Below are 14,985 nucleotides of genomic sequence, written 5' to 3'. Positions count from 1 at the left end.
GCGTGGTCAAACGCCCTGCTTGAGGGAGGCTTCGATGAACACGTCGAGGTCGCCGTCCAGCACCTTCTGGGTGGCGGAGACTTCGATATTGGTGCGCAGGTCCTTGATGCGGCTGTTGTCGAGCACGTAGCTGCGGATCTGGTGGCCCCAGCCCACGTCGGTCTTCGTGTCTTCCAGCTTCTGCTGCTCTTCCATGCGCTTGCGCATCTCGAAGTCGTACAGCCGCGAGCGCAGGCGCTGCCAGGCGACGTCGCGGTTGCTGTGCTGGCTGCGGCCGTCCTGGCACTGCACGACGATGCCGGTCGGGATGTGCGTGAGGCGCACGGCCGAATCGGTCTTGTTGATGTGCTGGCCGCCCGCGCCCGATGCGCGGAAGGTGTCGGTGCGCACGTCCGCCGGGTTGATGTTGATCTCGATCGAGTCGTCGATCTCGGGATAGACGAACAGCGAGGCGAAGCTCGTGTGGCGGCCGCCGGACGAATCGAACGGGCTCTTGCGCACGAGGCGGTGCACGCCGGTCTCGGTGCGCAGCAGGCCGTAGGCGTACTCGCCCTCGATCTTGATCGTGGCGCTCTTGATGCCGGCCACGTCGCCCGGGGTCTCGTCTTCCACCGTGGCCTTGAAGCCCTTGCGCTCGGCGTACTTGAGGTACTGGCGCAGCAGCATACCGGCCCAGTCGCAGGCCTCGGTGCCGCCGGCGCCGGCCTGGATATCGACGAAGCAGTTCAGCGGATCGGCCTCGTTGCTGAACATGCGGCGGAACTCCAACTCCTCGATGAGCGGGCGCAGCTTGGCCGCTTCGGCCTCGATGGTGAGCAGGCCGGCCTCGTCGCCTTCTTCCTTGCTCATCTCATAGAGCTCGGCGTTGTCCGCCAGCTCGCGCGTGAGCTTGTCGAGCGTGACGACCACGGCGGAGAGGGACTTCTGTTCCTTGCCCAGTTCCTGGGCTTTCTTCGGGTCGTTCCAGACGGACGGGTCTTCCAGCGAGGCGTTTACCGTGCGCAGGCGTTCGAACTTGGCATCGAAGTCAAAGATACCTCCGTAACTCTTGCGTGCGCTGCGAGAGGTCTTCGAGGGTGGTGCCGATGAGGTTGATGCGTTCTGCGTCCATGGTGCTGTCCTGTCTTGCGGTTCGTTGGTGTAACCATCGATTTTCTCATGGGCGCGGGGCCGGGGCTCCAATGTCCCTTCGCACTTCCTCGCAGCGCACCGCGGGGCAGGGCAGGACAGTGCGTCAGGCCTGCAGGAAGTCCTCGATGAGCCGTGCCACCACGGCCGGCTGGTCGTGGTGCAGCATGTGGCCGGCGTCCTGCACCACCGCGGTGCGGCAGTCGCGCACCTGCTCCAGCCGCCGGTGGTATTCCTCGAGCGAATAGCGGCCCTTCCACCACTGGCCCATGCTGTCGTCGCTGGCCTCCACCGCCAGGACGGGGGCGGAGATGCCGGCATACAGGGCCAGGGCCTCTTCCACGCGGTAGAGCAGGGGATTGACGACCTTGTGGGCGGCATCGCCCAGGATGCGCCAGCCTCCCGCACCGTCCGGCTGCGCCCACTCGCGCGCCAGCCATTCGGCCCGGTCGCGTGCCAGCCGCGGGTTGGTCTTCATGAGGCGGCCCGCGACGGCCTCCGCGCTCTCGTAGCGCTTGAGCTCCATGCCGCCGGCCTCCAGCGTGCGCAGTTCGTCCAGCCACTGGGCGTAGCGTGCGGGCGCCTGCGCGGGCTCCGTGGCGGGCAGGCCGAAGCCTTCCAGATTGACCAGGCGCCGGATGCGGCCCGGCCGCACGCCGGCATAGGCCATCGCCACGTTGCCGCCCATGCTGTGGCCGACGAGGTCCACCGGGCCGTCGGGCGCATAGTGGTCCAGCAGCCTGTCCAGGTCGGCGAGGTAATCGGCAAAGGCGTAGTGGTCGCAGCGCGCGGGCGGCATGCTGTGCCCGAAGCCGCGCCAGTCGGGCGCGATGATGCGCCGCGCGCCCGCGAAGGCCGCCCCGAAGGCATCGACCACGAACTGGTAGGACGCGCCCACGTCCATCCAGCCGTGCACCATCACCAGCGGCGGTGCCGTCGCCGCGGTATCGGCGGCCTCCCACAGCCGGACGTGGTACTGGAGGGTGCGGATGGGCAACCGTTCGCTGCGCGAGGTTCGGAGGGGCTGGTACATGCCCGGATTATTGGCATGCCGGGCGGGCCCGGCAGTCAAGGCTGGGACAAGGCGCGGCAGCCTGCGCAGGGCCGAAAAGCTCCTGGCAGCGTTCGCAGCAGTAGGCAATGCGTGCGGTGCGTCCCAGCTTGCGCTTTTTGAAGGGAATGTGGCAGCGCGGGCATTCGGACTGCCAGTGGCTGAGCCGGGGCGGGGTGTCCTTCGGGTCGTCGATGCGGAAGGAGCCGAAAAGGAGGAAATGCCCGCGCACCGTGCAGCCGCTGTCCGGCTCGAGCAGGAAATGCTTGCCCCAGGTGCGCACGGATACGACGCTGCGCCCGGTCAGGGCCGCGGTATCGATGGGGGGGGGGGCCGACGCCCGCTCGATCCTGCGGCCCTCGGCCAGTGGGCGCGCGGCTTCCTTGAGCAGGACGAGTGACGGGCCTTCTGGCATGGGGGCGGTCTGCGGCGTTCGTCAAAATCCATTATTCTCCCCAGCCACTTTCGCAGCTTGTAGGCCTCATTCCATGCAAAAAGTCACGTTGGGCGCGAGCGCGCTCCAGGTCTCCCCCATCTGCCTCGGAACCATGACATTCGGCGAGCAGGTGGGCGAAGCCGACGCCCATGCCATCCTCGACCGCTCGCTGGCGGCCGGTATCGACTTCATCGACACCGCCGAGATGTACGCCGTGCCCGCGCGCGCCGAAACCTACGGCGCGACCGAATCCATCATCGGCCGCTGGTTCGCGAAGAACCCGGGCGCCCGCGGCAAGGTCGTGCTCGCCACCAAGGTGGCGGGCCCCTCGCGCGGCATGCCCTGGGTGCGCGAGGGCAAGGGGATGACGGCGGCCGACATCCAGGCCTCCTGCGAGGGCAGCCTGCGCCGCCTGCAGACCGACGTGATCGATCTCTACCAGATCCACTGGCCCGAGCGCCACGTGGCTGCCTTCGGCACCATGTACTACGACCCGCAGAAGGAAACCTCCGCGACGCCCATCCGCGAGCAGCTCGAAGCCCTCGCGAAGCTGGTGCAGGTCGGCAAGGTGCGCTACGTGGGCCTGTCCAACGAGACACCCTACGGCGTGCACGAATTCGTGCGGCTGGCCGAGGCGCACGGCCTGCCGCGGGTGGCGACGGTGCAGAACCCGTACTGCCTGATCAACCGCACCTGGGACAACGCGATGGACGAGAGCTGCCATCGCCTGGGCGTATCGCTGCTGGCCTATTCGCCGCTGGGCTTCGGACTGCTGACCGGCAAGTACGACCAGCACGCGCCGGCAGACCCGGGCGCGCCGCAGGGCGCGCGCATCGCCCGCTACGAGTCGGTGCGCAAGCAGCGCTGGGGCCGGCCCGAGGCGCTGGCTGCCGCGCGCCGCTACAACCAGCTGGCCCGCGACAACGGCCTGACGCCCACGCAGATGGCACTGGCCTTCTGCTACCGCAACTGGCGGGTGGCCAGCACCATCATCGGCGTGACCTCCCTGGCCCAGCTGGAGGAGGACATCGCCGCCTGGAACACGCAGCTGTCGCCCGAACTGCTGGCGGCCATCGACGCGATCCGCTGGGACATCCGGGACCCGGCGCTGTGAGCCGCAAGGACCGGGCCGGCGTCCACGTCAGCGAAACGCCGGCCACGCAGTTCCTGCGCCGCCACGGCGTGGCGTTCACCGAGCACCCCTACGAGTACGTGGAGCACGGCGGCACGGCCGAATCGGCGCGGCAACTGGGGCTGGACGAGCACATGGTCGTCAAGACGCTGGTGATGCAGGACCAGGACGCCCGTCCGCTGATTGTGCTCATGCACGGCGACCGCAAGGTCTCCACCAAGAACCTGGCGCGCCAGATCGGCGCCAAGTCGGTGGAGCCGTGCAAGCCGGAGGTGGCGAACCGCCACAGCGGCTACCTCGTCGGCGGCACCTCGCCCTTCGGCACGCGGCGCGAGATGCCGGTGTACGTGGAGGAGACCATCCTGGCGCTCCCGCGCATCGCGATCAACGGCGGGCGCCGGGGCTTTCTGGTGCAGCTCGATCCCGCGGTCTGCGTGCAGGCCCTGGGCGCCCGGACCGTGCAGTGCGCGCTGGCAGAATAGCCGGCCCGTGCGCGGCGGCCGACGCCGCGCCCCGCTCCACCACAAGGACACGATCTTGACCGCCGTCTATTCCCTCCTGGCCACGCTCGCCGCCTACCTGTTGGGCTCGCTCTCCTTCGCCGTCATCGTGAGCCGCGCGATGGGGCTCAGCGATCCGCGCACCTACGGAAGCAAGAACCCGGGCGCCACCAACGTGCTGCGATCGGGCAGCAAGGCGGCCGCGGTGGTGACGCTGCTGTTCGATGCGCTCAAGGGCTGGCTGCCGGTGGTGCTGGCCCAGGCGTTCGGCCCGCGCTACGGGCTGGGGGACGGCACGGTCGCGCTCGTGGGGCTGGCAGCGTTCCTGGGCCATCTCTGGCCGGTGTTCTTCCGCTTCGAGGGGGGCAAGGGCGTCGCCACGGCCCTGGGCGTGCTGATGGGCGTGAGCGTCTGGCTGGGCCTTGCCACGCTGCTCACCTGGGTCATCATCGCGTTCTTCTTCCGCTATTCGTCGCTGGCCTCGCTGGTCGCGGCGGCTTTCGCGCCGCTGTACTACGTGCTCGGCGGCGGCGTGGCCTGGTATGCCGAGCCACCGGTGGGCGTGGCCATCACCGCCATGTCGGCGCTGCTCGTTTGGCGCCACCGCGAGAACATCCGCCGCCTCGTCGCCGGCACCGAATCGCGCCTGGGCCGCAAGGGCAAATCCTGATCAGCGGGGCGCGCCGGGCGCGCCCACCAGGCCGGCGATGCCGCGGTACTGGCGGGCGGCATAGAGGCCCAGGCGCACCAGCAGGCGGTGGTCCAGTTCCACCTGCACGGCCGAGCGCGCCAGCGCCGACTGGATGCGCGGGCGTCCGGTGGCCGTCTGGTGCAGCGCGGGCTGGCGCCTCTGCTCCCCCTCGCGGTCGATCACGCTGGCCACCAGCGGTGAATTGATCTTCTCGCTGCGGCGCAGCACCAGCGCGGTCTCGCCATTGTCCAGCCGCACGAACGTGCCCGGCGGGCACAGCCCGACCGAGCGCACCAGCGCATATGTGACCTCGTCGCGGCGCTCGTCGTCATGGCCCACGATGGCGCGCACCGAATCCGTGGCACTGCGCCCCGCCCGGGACTTGCGGGGGCTGATCATGGCCGCGTAGCGGTCGATCGTGCCCAGGATGCGGGTGAGCCGCCGAGCCGCCGGCAGGGTGGCCAGCGCACGCACATCGCCCTCGGTGAGCGGCGCATGGTGGTGGCCCACCACCTCGAGCCACAGCGCGTCGCCGACGCCCAGCTGCTCCAGCAAGACCCGGCTGTGCCGGGGGTGTTCGTCGATGGCTTTCTGCTGGGTGGACGAAGGGCGCTCCCGCTGGTTGGCCAGTTCGTCCTGCAGGGCCGTCATGCCGATGTTCATCGTCATCGCCGCGCGCACCAGGCTGTCGCGTTCGGCAGGCGGCAGCTGCAGCTCGTGCGCGAGGATGTGGCAGAGGGTGCTGCACACCAGCGCGTGCGAGGCGCTGTAGCCCACGCTGGAGGTGGCCGCGAGCTGGAACATCAGGTAGAGCGCCGCGTCCGTGTCGTGTGCGACGAGGTCCTGCAGCCAGGCGTCGCACTGGCGCATCTTGGCGGGGAAGCCCACCACGCTGCCGGGCCGCGAGAGCAGGACGGACAGCGCCGATTCCAGGTCGGACCACAGGCCGAGCAGGTCTTCGTATTCGCTGTCGGGGCCCTCCGCATGGAGCGCCGCGGGGCGGGAAGACGAGGGCGGCGGGAAGGGCATGGCGTTCACAGGCCCTAGTGCCGCTTTTCGAGCACCAGCCGGTCGCCCGACCGGTTCATCTGGAATTCGTTGAGGGCGCTGTTGCCCAGCAGCACGTAGGGCATGCCCTGCGGCGTGACGATGGCGTCCACGCCGAACAGTTCCACGTCACCCAGCCGGAGGGAGTCGAGCCGCAGGCGCCAGCCGCGGGCCGTGCCGTTGGCGGTGCCTACCGTCACGGGCTGGCCGCCACGGTAGTCCAGCCCCAGGCGATCGGCATCGGGCTGGCCGATGGCCACCATGCTCGCGCCCGTGTCCACGAGGTACTGCATGCTGCGGCCGTTGACCGTGCCGGTGCCCGAGAAATGCCCGCGGCCGTCGGCGATGAGCACCACGGTGCGCCCCGTGCCCGCGCCCCGGCTGCCGACGCTCACCGGCGCCTCGCCCAGCCGGACGGTGTGGCGTCCGGCGGATGTTTCCAGCACGGCATCGTCGGGGCCGACGGACACCACCTTCACGCCGCCGAGCGATTCGCCCGCGGCCAGCGCGCGGGGCGCGCCGCCATCGACCACCAGCAGCGCCTTGGCACCCAGGATGCCCGTGAGCGCGATCGACTGGGACGCGGCCGGAAGCGGCGCGAGCCATGCCAGCGCGCAGGCAGCGGCGCACGCCCGCACCATGCGCGGCGCCAGGGCCTGGGTCTGGGCGTCGGTCAGCCGGAACATGGCGGGCGGGCAGGCGGCGGGCGGCCCGTCAGTCGCGGAAGTTGTCGAAGGACAGCGGCACGTCGGTGATGTCCTTGCGGATCAGCGCCATCACGGCCTGCAGGTCATCGCGCTTGGCGCCGGTCACGCGCACCTTCTCTTCCTGGATCGCGGCCTGCACCTTGATCTTGCTTTCCTTGACGAGCTTCTGGATCTTCTTGGCCAGCTCGCTCTCGATGCCGTTGCGCACCTTGATGACCTGCTTGACCTTGTCGCCGCCGATCTTCTGCACGTCGCCCTTGTCGAGGAAGCGGACGTCCACGTTGCGCTTGGTGAGCTTGTTGCGCAGGATGTCCTCGACCTGCTGCAGCTGGAACTCGGCATCGCCGAAGAGGGTGATTTCCTTGTCCTTGATCTCGATCGCGGCGGAGGTGCCCTTGAAATCGAAGCGGGTGCCGATTTCCTTGGCCGAGTTCTCCACGGCGTTCTTCACTTCCACGAGGTTGGCTTCACAGACGGTATCAAAAGAAGGCATGGCTTTGCTCTCGGTATCTCGGGTGGGGGCCTCGCCGGCGAGGCCCGAATGCGACAATCCGGTGGATGTTAGTCGAGAAAAACGTCCCCCTGCAGGCCTGCAACACCTTCGGCATCGTGGCGCGCGCCCATACGCTGGTGCGCGCGCGCTCGGCCGACGACGTGCGTGCGCTGCTCGCCGATCCGCAGCTCGGCGCCGGCCCGCTGTTCGTGCTGGGCGGGGGCAGCAACATCGTGCTCACGGGCGACGTGAAGCCCGTCGTGCTCAAGATGGAGATTCCGGGCATCCGCCTGGTCGAGGAAACCCCGCGCGCCTGGATTGTGGAGGCCGGCGCAGGCGAGCGCTGGCACGACGCGGTCGCCTGGACGCTCGAGCACGGCTTCCCGGGGCTGGAGAACCTGGCCCTCATCCCAGGCACCGTGGGGGCCGCCCCCGTGCAGAACATCGGCGCGTATGGCGTCGAGCTGCAGGACCGTTTCGACTCGCTGGACGCCATCGACCTCGCCACGGGCCGCTCGTTCTCGCTGGACTCGGCCCAGTGCGCCTTCGGCTACCGCGACTCCGTCTTCAAGCACGCACCCGCCGGCACCGGTGCCGACACCGGCCTGCCCAGGGGAATGGGGCTGGCGGGCCGTGCGGTCATCACCCATGTCCGCTTCCGCCTGCCCAAGCCCTGGAGGCCCGAGCTCGGCTATCTCGACCTGGAGCGCAAGCGCCAGGAGGCGGGCGTGGAGCAGCCCACGGCCCGCCAGATCTTCGACTGGGTGTGCGAGGTGCGCCGCGCCAAGCTGCCCGATCCCGCAGTGCTCGGCAATGCGGGCAGCTTCTTCAAGAACCCGACCGTGACGCCCGAGCAGTGCTCGGACATCATCGCGCGCGACCCGAAGATCGTGCACTATCCGATGCCGGACGGCACCATCAAGCTCGCGGCCGGCTGGCTCATCGATGCCTGCGGCTGGAAGGGCAAGACGGTGGGCAAGGCCGGCGTGTACGAGAAGCAGGCCCTGGTGCTGGTCAACCGCGGACGCGGCGGCGAAAGTGTCACGGGCGGCGAGGTGATGACGCTCGCCAAGGCCATCCAGACGAGCGTGTACGAGCGTTTCGGCATCCGGCTCGAGCCCGAGCCGGTGGTGGTCTGAACGGCCGCGATGCGCGAGCCCGCCGGGCCGCTTACCAGGCCATCTCGCCCTTGAGCACCTTGGCGCCCAGTTCGAGCGACGACGCCTCGCCCAACTGCGGATAGGCCTCCCGCATCGCGCGCACCACGCCCGCGCTGTCCGGGGACTGCTGCAGTGCGGATTCGAACTTCACCAGATAGCCGCGCGTGAAATCGATCGTGCTGGCGTCCAGCGGCGTGCCGGGTGCCATGTGGCCGGGCACCACGATGCGCGGCTGCAGCGCCTTCATCTCGTCGAGCTGCGCGATCCAGGCCTGTCGCTCGGCGGGCTTCTGCGTATCGGCGGTCCATGCGTGCATGTTGCCGAACACGGCCACGTTGCCCAGGATGGCGTGCAGGGAAGGCACCCACACATACGGACGGTGTGCCAGCGGGCCGGTCGTGCCGCGGATCTCGATCGCCTCGCCGTCCACCGTGATCCGGTCTTCCGCGAGGGCCTCGGGCACGATCGGCTGCGCCGGCGCGTTGGCGCCCATCTTGGGGCTCCAGAACGCCACCTTGGCGGGCAGCTTGGCGGCGATCTTCCCGCGCACCGCCGGCGTGGCAACCACCTTCGCCTGCGGGAAGATCGCCTTCAGCACTTCCGCGCCGAAGTAGTAGTCCGGATCGGCATTGCTCACGAGGATCGTGGTCAGCGTCCTGCCACTGTCGAGCACGTTGGCGGCGATGCGGTACGCATCGGCGCGCGTGAAGCCAGTGTCGATCACGACGGCTTCCTTCGGCCCAGTGATCAGGGCCGAATTCACGAGGAAGCTCGTGGCCGGCGCATTGACCACCTGGAGCGCCAGCGGCTGCGCGGCCAGGGATGCCGAGGAAACCACGGCCAGCGTGGCGGCGAGCACGGTGGTGCGAAGGGACGAGGGAAGGGCGTGTGCGTTCGAGGTAGTCATGGTGTGGTCATGTGAAGGGAGTCGCTACAGCCATTCACTGTATGTTCTTGGATCGATCGAATAAACGCCTCAAAATGCCCATATTTGTTGCCTGGATCGATCAAATCGATGGACCGAATCACCGCCATGCAGGTGTTTGCCGATGTGGCCTCCACCGGCAGCTTCACCGCCACTGCCGACCGTCTGGAGATGTCGCGTGCGATGGTCACGCGCTATGTCGCAGCCATGGAGCGCTGGCTGGGCGCGCGGCTGCTGCAGCGCACGACCCGCCGGGTCACGCTCACCGATGCGGGCGAGCAGTGCCTGCGGCGCTGCCTGCAGATGCTCGACATCGCCGCCGAGGTGGTGGACGAGACCGCACCGTCCGACGGTACGCTGCGCGGCCAGTTGCGCCTGGCCTGCAGCGTTTCGTTCGGGGCCGCGCAGCTGGCGGCAGCGCTGGGCGATTTCCTGGCGCTGCACCCCCATCTCAAGGTCGATCTGGACGCGGGTGAAGGCACGTTGAACCTGGTCGCATCGCGCATCGATCTGGCGATCCGCATCAGCAGCGATCCGGACCCGGCCCTGATCGCGCGGCCCCTCGCCGCGTGCGAATCGGTGCTGGTGGCGGCGCCCGACTACCTTCGGCGCGCGGGGCGACCCGTGCATCCGTCCGGGCTGGCTGCCCATGCCTGCCTGGGGCATGCCACCTATGGCCGCAGCCGGTGGCGCTTCTCGTCGGGCGGCGAGTCGGTGGAAGTGCCCGTGACGACGCGCCTCACCGCCAATGACGCGGTGGTGCTGCTGGCGGCCGCCGAGGCCGGTGCAGGCATCGCGCTGCAGCCCGCCTATCTCGCGCGCCCGCGCATCGCCGCCGGCGCGCTGGAGGCGCTGCTGCCGCAGTGGCAGCCGCCCGTGCTCACGGTCTATGCCCTCTATCCCTCGCGCCGGCACCTGCCGGCGGCCGTGCGGGCGTTGCTGGATTTCCTGGCCGGACGCTTCGCCGGGGCGCGCTGGTAGACGCTGCGGCCGTACCCGTAAAAGCTCAAGGCACCGCATGCCCCGCAGGCGGCGCGCGAAACGCGACCATGAGACGGTTCCAGCCATTGATGGCGACGATGGCCATCGACAGTTCAACGATCTCCGCCTCGGTGAACCGGGCACGCACTTCGTCGTAGACGCTGTCGGGCACCTGCGAAGAGGCCACCAGCGTGAGCGCCTCCGTCCATGCGAGGGCGGCGCACTCGCGGGCATCGAACACGCCGGACTCCCGCCAGGCGGCCAGCAGGTGCAGCCGGCGGTCGCTCTCTCCGTGCTCGCGCGCCACGCGGGCGTGCATGTCGATGCAGAAGGCGCAACCGTTGATCTGAGAGGCACGCATCTTCACCAGTTCGTGCAGCTGCACGGGCAGCGTGCCGGCATTCACGTGCTTCTGCAGCGCGAACATCGCCTGGTAGCTGGCGGGGTGCTGGCGCGGCAGGTCGATGCGCGGGGCGTGGGCGGTGGTCGTGGTCATGGATGGCCTTTCGTCGAGAAGTACAGGGGGAACGGGATGGAGCGGTCGCAGGGCGAGGCGCGCGCAGCGCGTGCGCTGCCCGGCCCGCGGCCCCGTCAAAGGCCGCGCAGCTTGTCCGGGTTGAGGACCGAATAGATCGCGCGGATGCGCAGGCCGTCGGTCTCGAAGGCCATGACCGACCGCACGGCGCCGCTGTCCGCGTCGCGCACGATCAGGCCGGGTGCGCCATTGACCTCGGCCGCTTCGATGGGCTGCCCCGCCAGGTAGCGGCGCCAGATGCCCGCGGCCAGCCGGGCGAGCGCGCGCGGGCCGTGCAGCACCCTGCTGGCCGCGCGCACGCGGCCGCCGCCGTCGGATGTCCACTGCGCCTCTTCCGAGAACAACGCGAGCAGCTCGGCATGGCTCTGCGTGCGCATGCCTTCCAGAAAGCGCGCAACCAGTGCACGGCCCGCCTCGGGCGTGGCGGAAAAGCGGGTTCTGCGTGCACGCACCTGCGTGCGGGCGCGGTGCACCAGTTGCCGGCAGGCGGCCTCGCTGCGGCCGAGCACGTGCGCCACTTCGCCGTAGTCGCTGTCGAACACATCGTGCAGCAGGAAGGCGGCGCGTTCGTCGGGCGTCAGTTGCTCCAGCACCACGAGCAGGGCGATGGACAGGTCGCCTGCCAGTTCCGCGCGCGCATCGGCGGGCGGCGCGACCTCCGCGCCCAGCCAGGGCCCAGGCAGCCAGGGCCCGCGGTAGGCCTCGCGCTCGGCGCGCGCCGAGCGCAGCCGGTCCACGCACAGGCGCGTGGTGGTGGCGACGAGCCAGGCCTGCGCCGTCTGGACGCGCTCGGCGGGCGTGGCCTGCCAGCGCAGCCAGACGTCCTGCACCGCGTCCTCGGCGTCGGCGCGCGAGCCCAGCATCCGGTAGGCGATCGCACCCAGCCGTGCACGGTGGTGCTGGAACACGGCGGCATGGACGTCCTGGGCGGAGCCGGGCGTGGACATCGGCGGGGTCGGGGAGAAATCGGTTGTCATGCCCTCAAGACGAATGGCGAGCCCGGTTTGTGACGGGCTGCGTGCCGGCCGGCGCTCGCGGGCGAAAAAAGGCCGCCCGGCCTGGCGGCGGGGCGGCTTCATGCAAGAGCGCATGCGCCATCGCAGGGATGGCGAGCGCTGCCTTTCGCTTACTTCCGGTCGCTGTCGTCGCCCAGTTGCGCCAGCGCTGCATTGCCGCCCAGCGACAGCAGGCCCGCCTGTGCATAGACGCCGAGCTTGGCGCGCGTGTCCACGATGTCCAGGTTGCGCATGGTCAGCTGGCCGATGCGGTCGGCAGGGCTGAACGGCGCGTCTTCCACCTTCTCCATCGACAGGCGTTCGGGCGCGTAGGTCAGGTTGGGCGATTCGGTGTTCAGGATGGAGTAGTCGTTGCCGCGGCGCAGCTCGAGCGTCACGGTGCCGGTCACGGCGCGTGCCACCCAGCGCTGGGCGGTCTCGCGCAGCATGATGGCCTGCGGGTCGAACCAGCGGCCCTGGTAGAGCAGGCGGCCGAGCTTCAGGCCGTTCATGCGGTACTGCTCGATCGTGTCCTCGTTGTGGATGCCGCTCACCAGGCGTTCGTAGGCGATGTGCAGCAGCGCGAGGCCCGGGGCTTCGTAGATGCCGCGGCTCTTGGCCTCGATGATGCGGTTCTCGATCTGGTCGCACATCCCCAAGCCGTGGCGGCCGCCGATGCGGTTGGCTTCCAGGAACAGTTCCACCGGGTCGTTGAACTCGACGCCGTTCAGGGCCACCGGCTGGCCTTCCTCGAAGCGCACCGAGACTTCCTCGGCCTTGACGACCACCTCGTCCTTCCAGAACGCGACGCCCATGATCGGGTTCACGATGCGCATGCCGCTGTTCAGGAACTCCAGGTCCTTGGCCTCGTGCGTGGCGCCGAGCATGTTGGAGTCGGTGGAGTAGGCCTTCTCGGCGCTCATCTTGTAGCCGAAGCCCTCCTTCGTCATGAAGGCAGACATCTCGGCACGGCCGCCCAGTTCGTCGATGAAGAGCTGGTCGAGCCAGGGCTTGTAGATCTTGAGCGACGGATTGGTCAGCAGGCCGTAACGGTAGAAGCGCTCGATATCGTTGCCCTTGAAGGTCGAGCCGTCGCCCCAGATGTGGACGTCGTCTTCCTTCATGGCGGCCACCAGCATCGTGCCCGTGACGGCGCGGCCCAGCGGCGTGGTGTTGAAGTAGGTGGCGCCGGCGGTGCGCACGTGGAATGCGCCGGCCTGCAGGGCTGCGATGCCTTCATGGGCCAGCTGCGTGCGGCAGTCGATCAGGCGGGCCTTCTCGGCGCCGTATTCCATCGCCTTGCGCGGGATGGCATCGTAGTCCGGCTCGTCCGGCTGGCCCAGGTTGGCCGTGTAGGCGTAGGGCAGGGCGCCCTTGTTCTTCATCCAGCGCAGGGCCGCGCTGGTGTCGAGGCCGCCGGAGAAGGCGATGCCGACCTTCTGGCCGGCGGGGAGGTTCTGGAGGATGGTCGCCATGGAAATCTCGGGTCTTGTCGGGTGCGTCGGTGCGGCAGTGGAGCGGTTTCGGCCGCGGATCAGCCGAAGTGGCAGATGTAGTGGTAGGCCTCGGTCACGCGGATCTCGAACTTCGAGTTGCCGGGCACGCTGAACTTGTCGCCCTCGCCGGACTTCACCCAGGTATCGGTACCGTCCAGCTTGTATTCGCAGGCGCCGCCCACGCATTCCATGATCTCCGGCGCGCCCGTGTTGAAGGTGAGGGTGGCGGGCAGGATCACGCCGACCGACTTCTTCGTGCCGTCGGGGAAGGTGATGCCGTGGCTCACGCACTTGCCGTCGAAGTACACGTTGGCTCGGGTGGTGACGGACACGCCGTCGATCTTTTCGGTCGTCATGGATGCGCTGTTCTCTGAAAGGGGAAGGAAGAGGGCGGAAGCCGAAGATTCTAGAGCGTGTCCGGCCGCGTCCTACACGGGATGCCCCGGCACGGCCCCGCCGTTCGCCCGCGGCCCGGGCATGAAAAAGGAGCCCGAAGGCTCCTCGTCGCGGCGGCGCGCGGCGCGCTCAGCGCCAGTACGGGTCGCCCGGAGGGCCATAGGGCCGCCCGTAGGCGTCGCGGTACTCGATCACCGTGGCTGCCGGCGGCGTCACGTAGGCGGGCGGGCCGGGCTGCGTGGACACCACGACACCGGGCTGCACGTAGGTCGTCGTGGTGCTGCTGTACACCGGCGCGCGCGGTGCGCTCGCGAGGGGCTGGACGCTCAGCGGGATCCAGGCGCCCGGATCGTGCTGGGTGCGCGTGGTGTACTGGCGGCCTGCATATTCATACAGCACGTCGTAGCCCACCACGCGGTTTTCATAGTGCGTCTGGTTGGAGCAGCGCGTCACGTTCTGGTACTCGGGGCGGCTGCCCTCGATGTTGTTGCCCAGTATCGCGCCGCCGATCAGGCCCAGGGCCGTGGCGGCCACCCGGCCGCCGCCATGGCCGATGGCATTGCCGGCGGCACCGCCGGCGACCGCGCCCAGCACGGCGCCGGCCCCCGTGGGGCGGGATTCGGAATAGATGGTCTCGTTGCCGCAGACCTGCTGGGGGATGGCGACCTGCTGGGTGACGGGGGTGGCGGACAGGACCCGGCCCTGTTCCTGTGCATGGGCGCTCGCTGCCGCTGCGGCCATGGCGGCGAGGGCGGTCCAGGCGATGATCTTTTTCATGGAGATGCTCCTTTCGGTCGGCATACAACGCTCCGGCCTGCAGAAAAGTTTAGGCGCCGGCCGTGAAGCCGCCGGAGGGGGGACGTAAAACTCCGTAAAGTTCGGTGTCTTTCAGGCGGAGCGGTGGCCGTGTCACCGCTTGGAGGCGGCCGTGAGCCGTTCGTTCCATCGGGCGTGATGGAAGCCCACCGTCACCTCGCCGCCGGCATCGCCCGTCCATTCCACCACCGGCCGCTTGATGGCGCTGGGCTGTGCCTGCAGCAGCGCGGCGGCGCTGGCCGGGTCGCTCACCGCGGCCTGGGCCTGCGGATCCAGCTTGCGCCAGGTGGTGCCCTGGCGGTTCACCAGGGGCTCCCAGCCCAGCGACGCCATCCAGGCGAAGAGGCGCTCCGCCGGAACGCCCTGTTTCTTGAAGTCGTGGAACCGGTACTCGATGCCGTGCTCCGTGAGCCATGCGCGGGCCTTCTTGACCGTGTCGCAGTTGGGAATGCCGTAGACGATGGGGGTGGGGGTACTCATGCGCCCGATCATCCTG

General features: G+C 69.2%; 18 protein-coding genes. 5 read left to right on the top strand and 13 right to left on the bottom strand.

From position 1 onward, the window contains the following. Positions 1-6: 6 nt before the first annotated feature. From prfB to T336_RS24825, 3 genes are all read right to left on the bottom strand, one after another. Positions 7-1,111, bottom strand: a protein-coding gene (prfB, locus tag T336_RS0106640) for a peptide chain release factor 2 (protein WP_156957809.1) whose coding sequence is annotated in 2 segments (ribosomal slippage) — positions 7-1,029 and positions 1,031-1,111 — 1,104 coding nt in all. Because the reading frame shifts where the segments join, the coding sequence is not laid out codon by codon here. A 123-nt stretch (positions 1,112-1,234) separates the two neighbouring features. After that, a complete protein-coding gene (locus T336_RS0106630) occupies positions 1,235-2,161 on the bottom strand; it encodes an alpha/beta fold hydrolase (RefSeq protein WP_026431943.1) in 927 nt (308 codons plus the stop codon). Positions 2,162-2,168: 7 nt separating this feature from the next. Continuing rightward, the gene (locus tag T336_RS24825; RefSeq protein ID WP_051647071.1) at positions 2,169-2,594 is read right to left on the bottom strand and encodes a DNA-formamidopyrimidine glycosylase family protein; all 426 of its coding nucleotides are present in this window, start codon (positions 2,592-2,594) and stop codon (positions 2,169-2,171) included. 73 nt (positions 2,595-2,667) lie between these two features. Here T336_RS24825 and T336_RS0106620 point away from each other — a divergent pair, with 73 nt between their 5' ends. Genes T336_RS0106620 through plsY form a run of 3 tightly spaced genes read left to right on the top strand, consistent with a single transcriptional unit; the run spans position 2,668 to position 4,917 of the window. Continuing rightward, positions 2,668-3,729, top strand: a complete 1,062-nt coding sequence (locus T336_RS0106620) for an aldo/keto reductase (RefSeq protein ID WP_026431942.1) — start codon at positions 2,668-2,670, stop codon at positions 3,727-3,729. Next, the gene (gene ybaK, locus T336_RS0106615; protein ID WP_026431941.1) at positions 3,726-4,229 is read left to right on the top strand and encodes a Cys-tRNA(Pro) deacylase; all 504 of its coding nucleotides are present in this window, start codon (positions 3,726-3,728) and stop codon (positions 4,227-4,229) included. Before T336_RS0106620 ends, ybaK begins: the two co-directional genes overlap by 4 nt. A 55-nt stretch (positions 4,230-4,284) precedes the next feature. Further along, positions 4,285-4,917, top strand: a complete 633-nt coding sequence (gene plsY, locus T336_RS0106610) for a glycerol-3-phosphate 1-O-acyltransferase PlsY (RefSeq protein ID WP_035225392.1) — start codon at positions 4,285-4,287, stop codon at positions 4,915-4,917. Here plsY and T336_RS0106605 read toward each other — a convergent pair whose 3' ends face one another. The 3 genes from T336_RS0106605 to T336_RS0106595 all read right to left on the bottom strand — a co-directional run bounded on the left by T336_RS0106605 (position 4,918) and on the right by T336_RS0106595 (position 7,185). Continuing rightward, on the bottom strand, positions 4,918-5,967 hold the full coding sequence (locus T336_RS0106605) for an HD-GYP domain-containing protein (protein WP_026431939.1): 1,050 nt from the start codon (positions 5,965-5,967) through the stop codon (positions 4,918-4,920). A gap of 14 nt (positions 5,968-5,981) precedes the next feature. Further along, a complete protein-coding gene (locus T336_RS0106600; RefSeq protein ID WP_026431938.1) occupies positions 5,982-6,626 on the bottom strand; it encodes a retropepsin-like aspartic protease family protein in 645 nt (214 codons plus the stop codon). 73 nt (positions 6,627-6,699) lie between these two features. Continuing rightward, the gene (locus tag T336_RS0106595; protein WP_011794984.1) at positions 6,700-7,185 is read right to left on the bottom strand and encodes a YajQ family cyclic di-GMP-binding protein; all 486 of its coding nucleotides are present in this window, start codon (positions 7,183-7,185) and stop codon (positions 6,700-6,702) included. A gap of 65 nt (positions 7,186-7,250) precedes the next feature. Here T336_RS0106595 and murB point away from each other — a divergent pair, with 65 nt between their 5' ends. Then, a complete protein-coding gene (murB, locus tag T336_RS0106590; RefSeq protein WP_026431937.1) occupies positions 7,251-8,324 on the top strand; it encodes a UDP-N-acetylmuramate dehydrogenase in 1,074 nt (357 codons plus the stop codon). A gap of 31 nt (positions 8,325-8,355) precedes the next feature. Here the strand turns inward: murB and T336_RS0106585 are convergent, their stop codons facing one another. Beyond that, a complete protein-coding gene (locus T336_RS0106585; RefSeq protein WP_051647070.1) occupies positions 8,356-9,252 on the bottom strand; it encodes an MBL fold metallo-hydrolase in 897 nt (298 codons plus the stop codon). A 108-nt stretch (positions 9,253-9,360) separates the two neighbouring features. Here T336_RS0106585 and T336_RS0106580 point away from each other — a divergent pair, with 108 nt between their 5' ends. Next, positions 9,361-10,251 (top strand): LysR family transcriptional regulator, encoded by an 891-nt coding sequence (locus T336_RS0106580; protein WP_026431936.1) that lies wholly within the window; start codon positions 9,361-9,363, stop codon positions 10,249-10,251. 25 nt (positions 10,252-10,276) lie between these two features. Here T336_RS0106580 and T336_RS0106575 read toward each other — a convergent pair whose 3' ends face one another. From T336_RS0106575 to T336_RS0106550, 6 genes are all read right to left on the bottom strand, one after another. Further along, positions 10,277-10,747 carry a carboxymuconolactone decarboxylase family protein gene (locus T336_RS0106575; RefSeq protein ID WP_026431935.1) on the bottom strand — a complete coding sequence of 157 codons (471 nt, stop codon included), beginning with the start codon at positions 10,745-10,747 and terminating at the stop codon, positions 10,277-10,279. A gap of 95 nt (positions 10,748-10,842) precedes the next feature. Further along, on the bottom strand, positions 10,843-11,763 hold the full coding sequence (gene sigJ / locus T336_RS0106570) for an RNA polymerase sigma factor SigJ (protein ID WP_244883885.1): 921 nt from the start codon (positions 11,761-11,763) through the stop codon (positions 10,843-10,845). Positions 11,764-11,912: 149 nt separating this feature from the next. Beyond that, positions 11,913-13,256 carry an argininosuccinate synthase gene (argG, locus tag T336_RS0106565; protein WP_026431933.1) on the bottom strand — a complete coding sequence of 448 codons (1,344 nt, stop codon included), beginning with the start codon at positions 13,254-13,256 and terminating at the stop codon, positions 11,913-11,915. A 59-nt stretch (positions 13,257-13,315) separates the two neighbouring features. Continuing rightward, positions 13,316-13,633 carry a pyrimidine/purine nucleoside phosphorylase gene (gene ppnP, locus T336_RS0106560; RefSeq protein WP_026431932.1) on the bottom strand — a complete coding sequence of 106 codons (318 nt, stop codon included), beginning with the start codon at positions 13,631-13,633 and terminating at the stop codon, positions 13,316-13,318. A gap of 169 nt (positions 13,634-13,802) precedes the next feature. Next, complete coding sequence (locus T336_RS0106555) at positions 13,803-14,450, bottom strand: glycine zipper 2TM domain-containing protein (RefSeq protein ID WP_020424804.1); 648 nt, start codon at positions 14,448-14,450, stop codon at positions 13,803-13,805. A gap of 132 nt (positions 14,451-14,582) precedes the next feature. Further along, positions 14,583-14,981, bottom strand: coding sequence for an ArsC family reductase (locus tag T336_RS0106550; protein ID WP_404821580.1), 399 nt, complete (start codon positions 14,979-14,981; stop codon positions 14,583-14,585). Positions 14,982-14,985 lie beyond the last annotated feature (4 nt).

The organism is Paracidovorax oryzae ATCC 19882 (assembly GCF_000687165.1).
GTDB lineage: Bacteria > Pseudomonadota > Gammaproteobacteria > Burkholderiales > Burkholderiaceae_C > Paracidovorax > Paracidovorax oryzae.
The sequence above is the reverse complement of the archived record's forward strand: the minus strand, read 5'-3'. Positions and strand labels throughout refer to the sequence as shown.

Coding starts and splice junctions, on each gene's coding strand:
- T336_RS0106630 (WP_026431943.1), bottom strand. CDS start 2,161: ATGTACCAGCCCCTCCGAACCTCGCGCAGCGAACGGTTGCCCATCCGC.
- T336_RS24825 (WP_051647071.1), bottom strand. CDS start 2,594: ATGCCAGAAGGCCCGTCACTCGTCCTGCTCAAGGAAGCCGCGCGCCCA.
- T336_RS0106620 (WP_026431942.1), top strand. CDS start 2,668: ATGCAAAAAGTCACGTTGGGCGCGAGCGCGCTCCAGGTCTCCCCCATC.
- T336_RS0106605 (WP_026431939.1), bottom strand. CDS start 5,967: ATGCCCTTCCCGCCGCCCTCGTCTTCCCGCCCCGCGGCGCTCCATGCG.
- T336_RS0106600 (WP_026431938.1), bottom strand. CDS start 6,626: ATGGTGCGGGCGTGCGCCGCTGCCTGCGCGCTGGCATGGCTCGCGCCG.
- T336_RS0106595 (WP_011794984.1), bottom strand. CDS start 7,185: ATGCCTTCTTTTGATACCGTCTGTGAAGCCAACCTCGTGGAAGTGAAG.
- murB (WP_026431937.1), top strand. CDS start 7,251: ATGTTAGTCGAGAAAAACGTCCCCCTGCAGGCCTGCAACACCTTCGGC.
- T336_RS0106585 (WP_051647070.1), bottom strand. CDS start 9,252: ATGACTACCTCGAACGCACACGCCCTTCCCTCGTCCCTTCGCACCACC.
- T336_RS0106580 (WP_026431936.1), top strand. CDS start 9,361: ATGGACCGAATCACCGCCATGCAGGTGTTTGCCGATGTGGCCTCCACC.
- T336_RS0106575 (WP_026431935.1), bottom strand. CDS start 10,747: ATGACCACGACCACCGCCCACGCCCCGCGCATCGACCTGCCGCGCCAG.
- sigJ (WP_244883885.1), bottom strand. CDS start 11,763: ATGACAACCGATTTCTCCCCGACCCCGCCGATGTCCACGCCCGGCTCC.
- argG (WP_026431933.1), bottom strand. CDS start 13,256: ATGGCGACCATCCTCCAGAACCTCCCCGCCGGCCAGAAGGTCGGCATC.
- ppnP (WP_026431932.1), bottom strand. CDS start 13,633: ATGACGACCGAAAAGATCGACGGCGTGTCCGTCACCACCCGAGCCAAC.
- T336_RS0106555 (WP_020424804.1), bottom strand. CDS start 14,450: ATGAAAAAGATCATCGCCTGGACCGCCCTCGCCGCCATGGCCGCAGCG.
- T336_RS0106550 (WP_404821580.1), bottom strand. CDS start 14,981: ATGATCGGGCGCATGAGTACCCCCACCCCCATCGTCTACGGCATTCCC.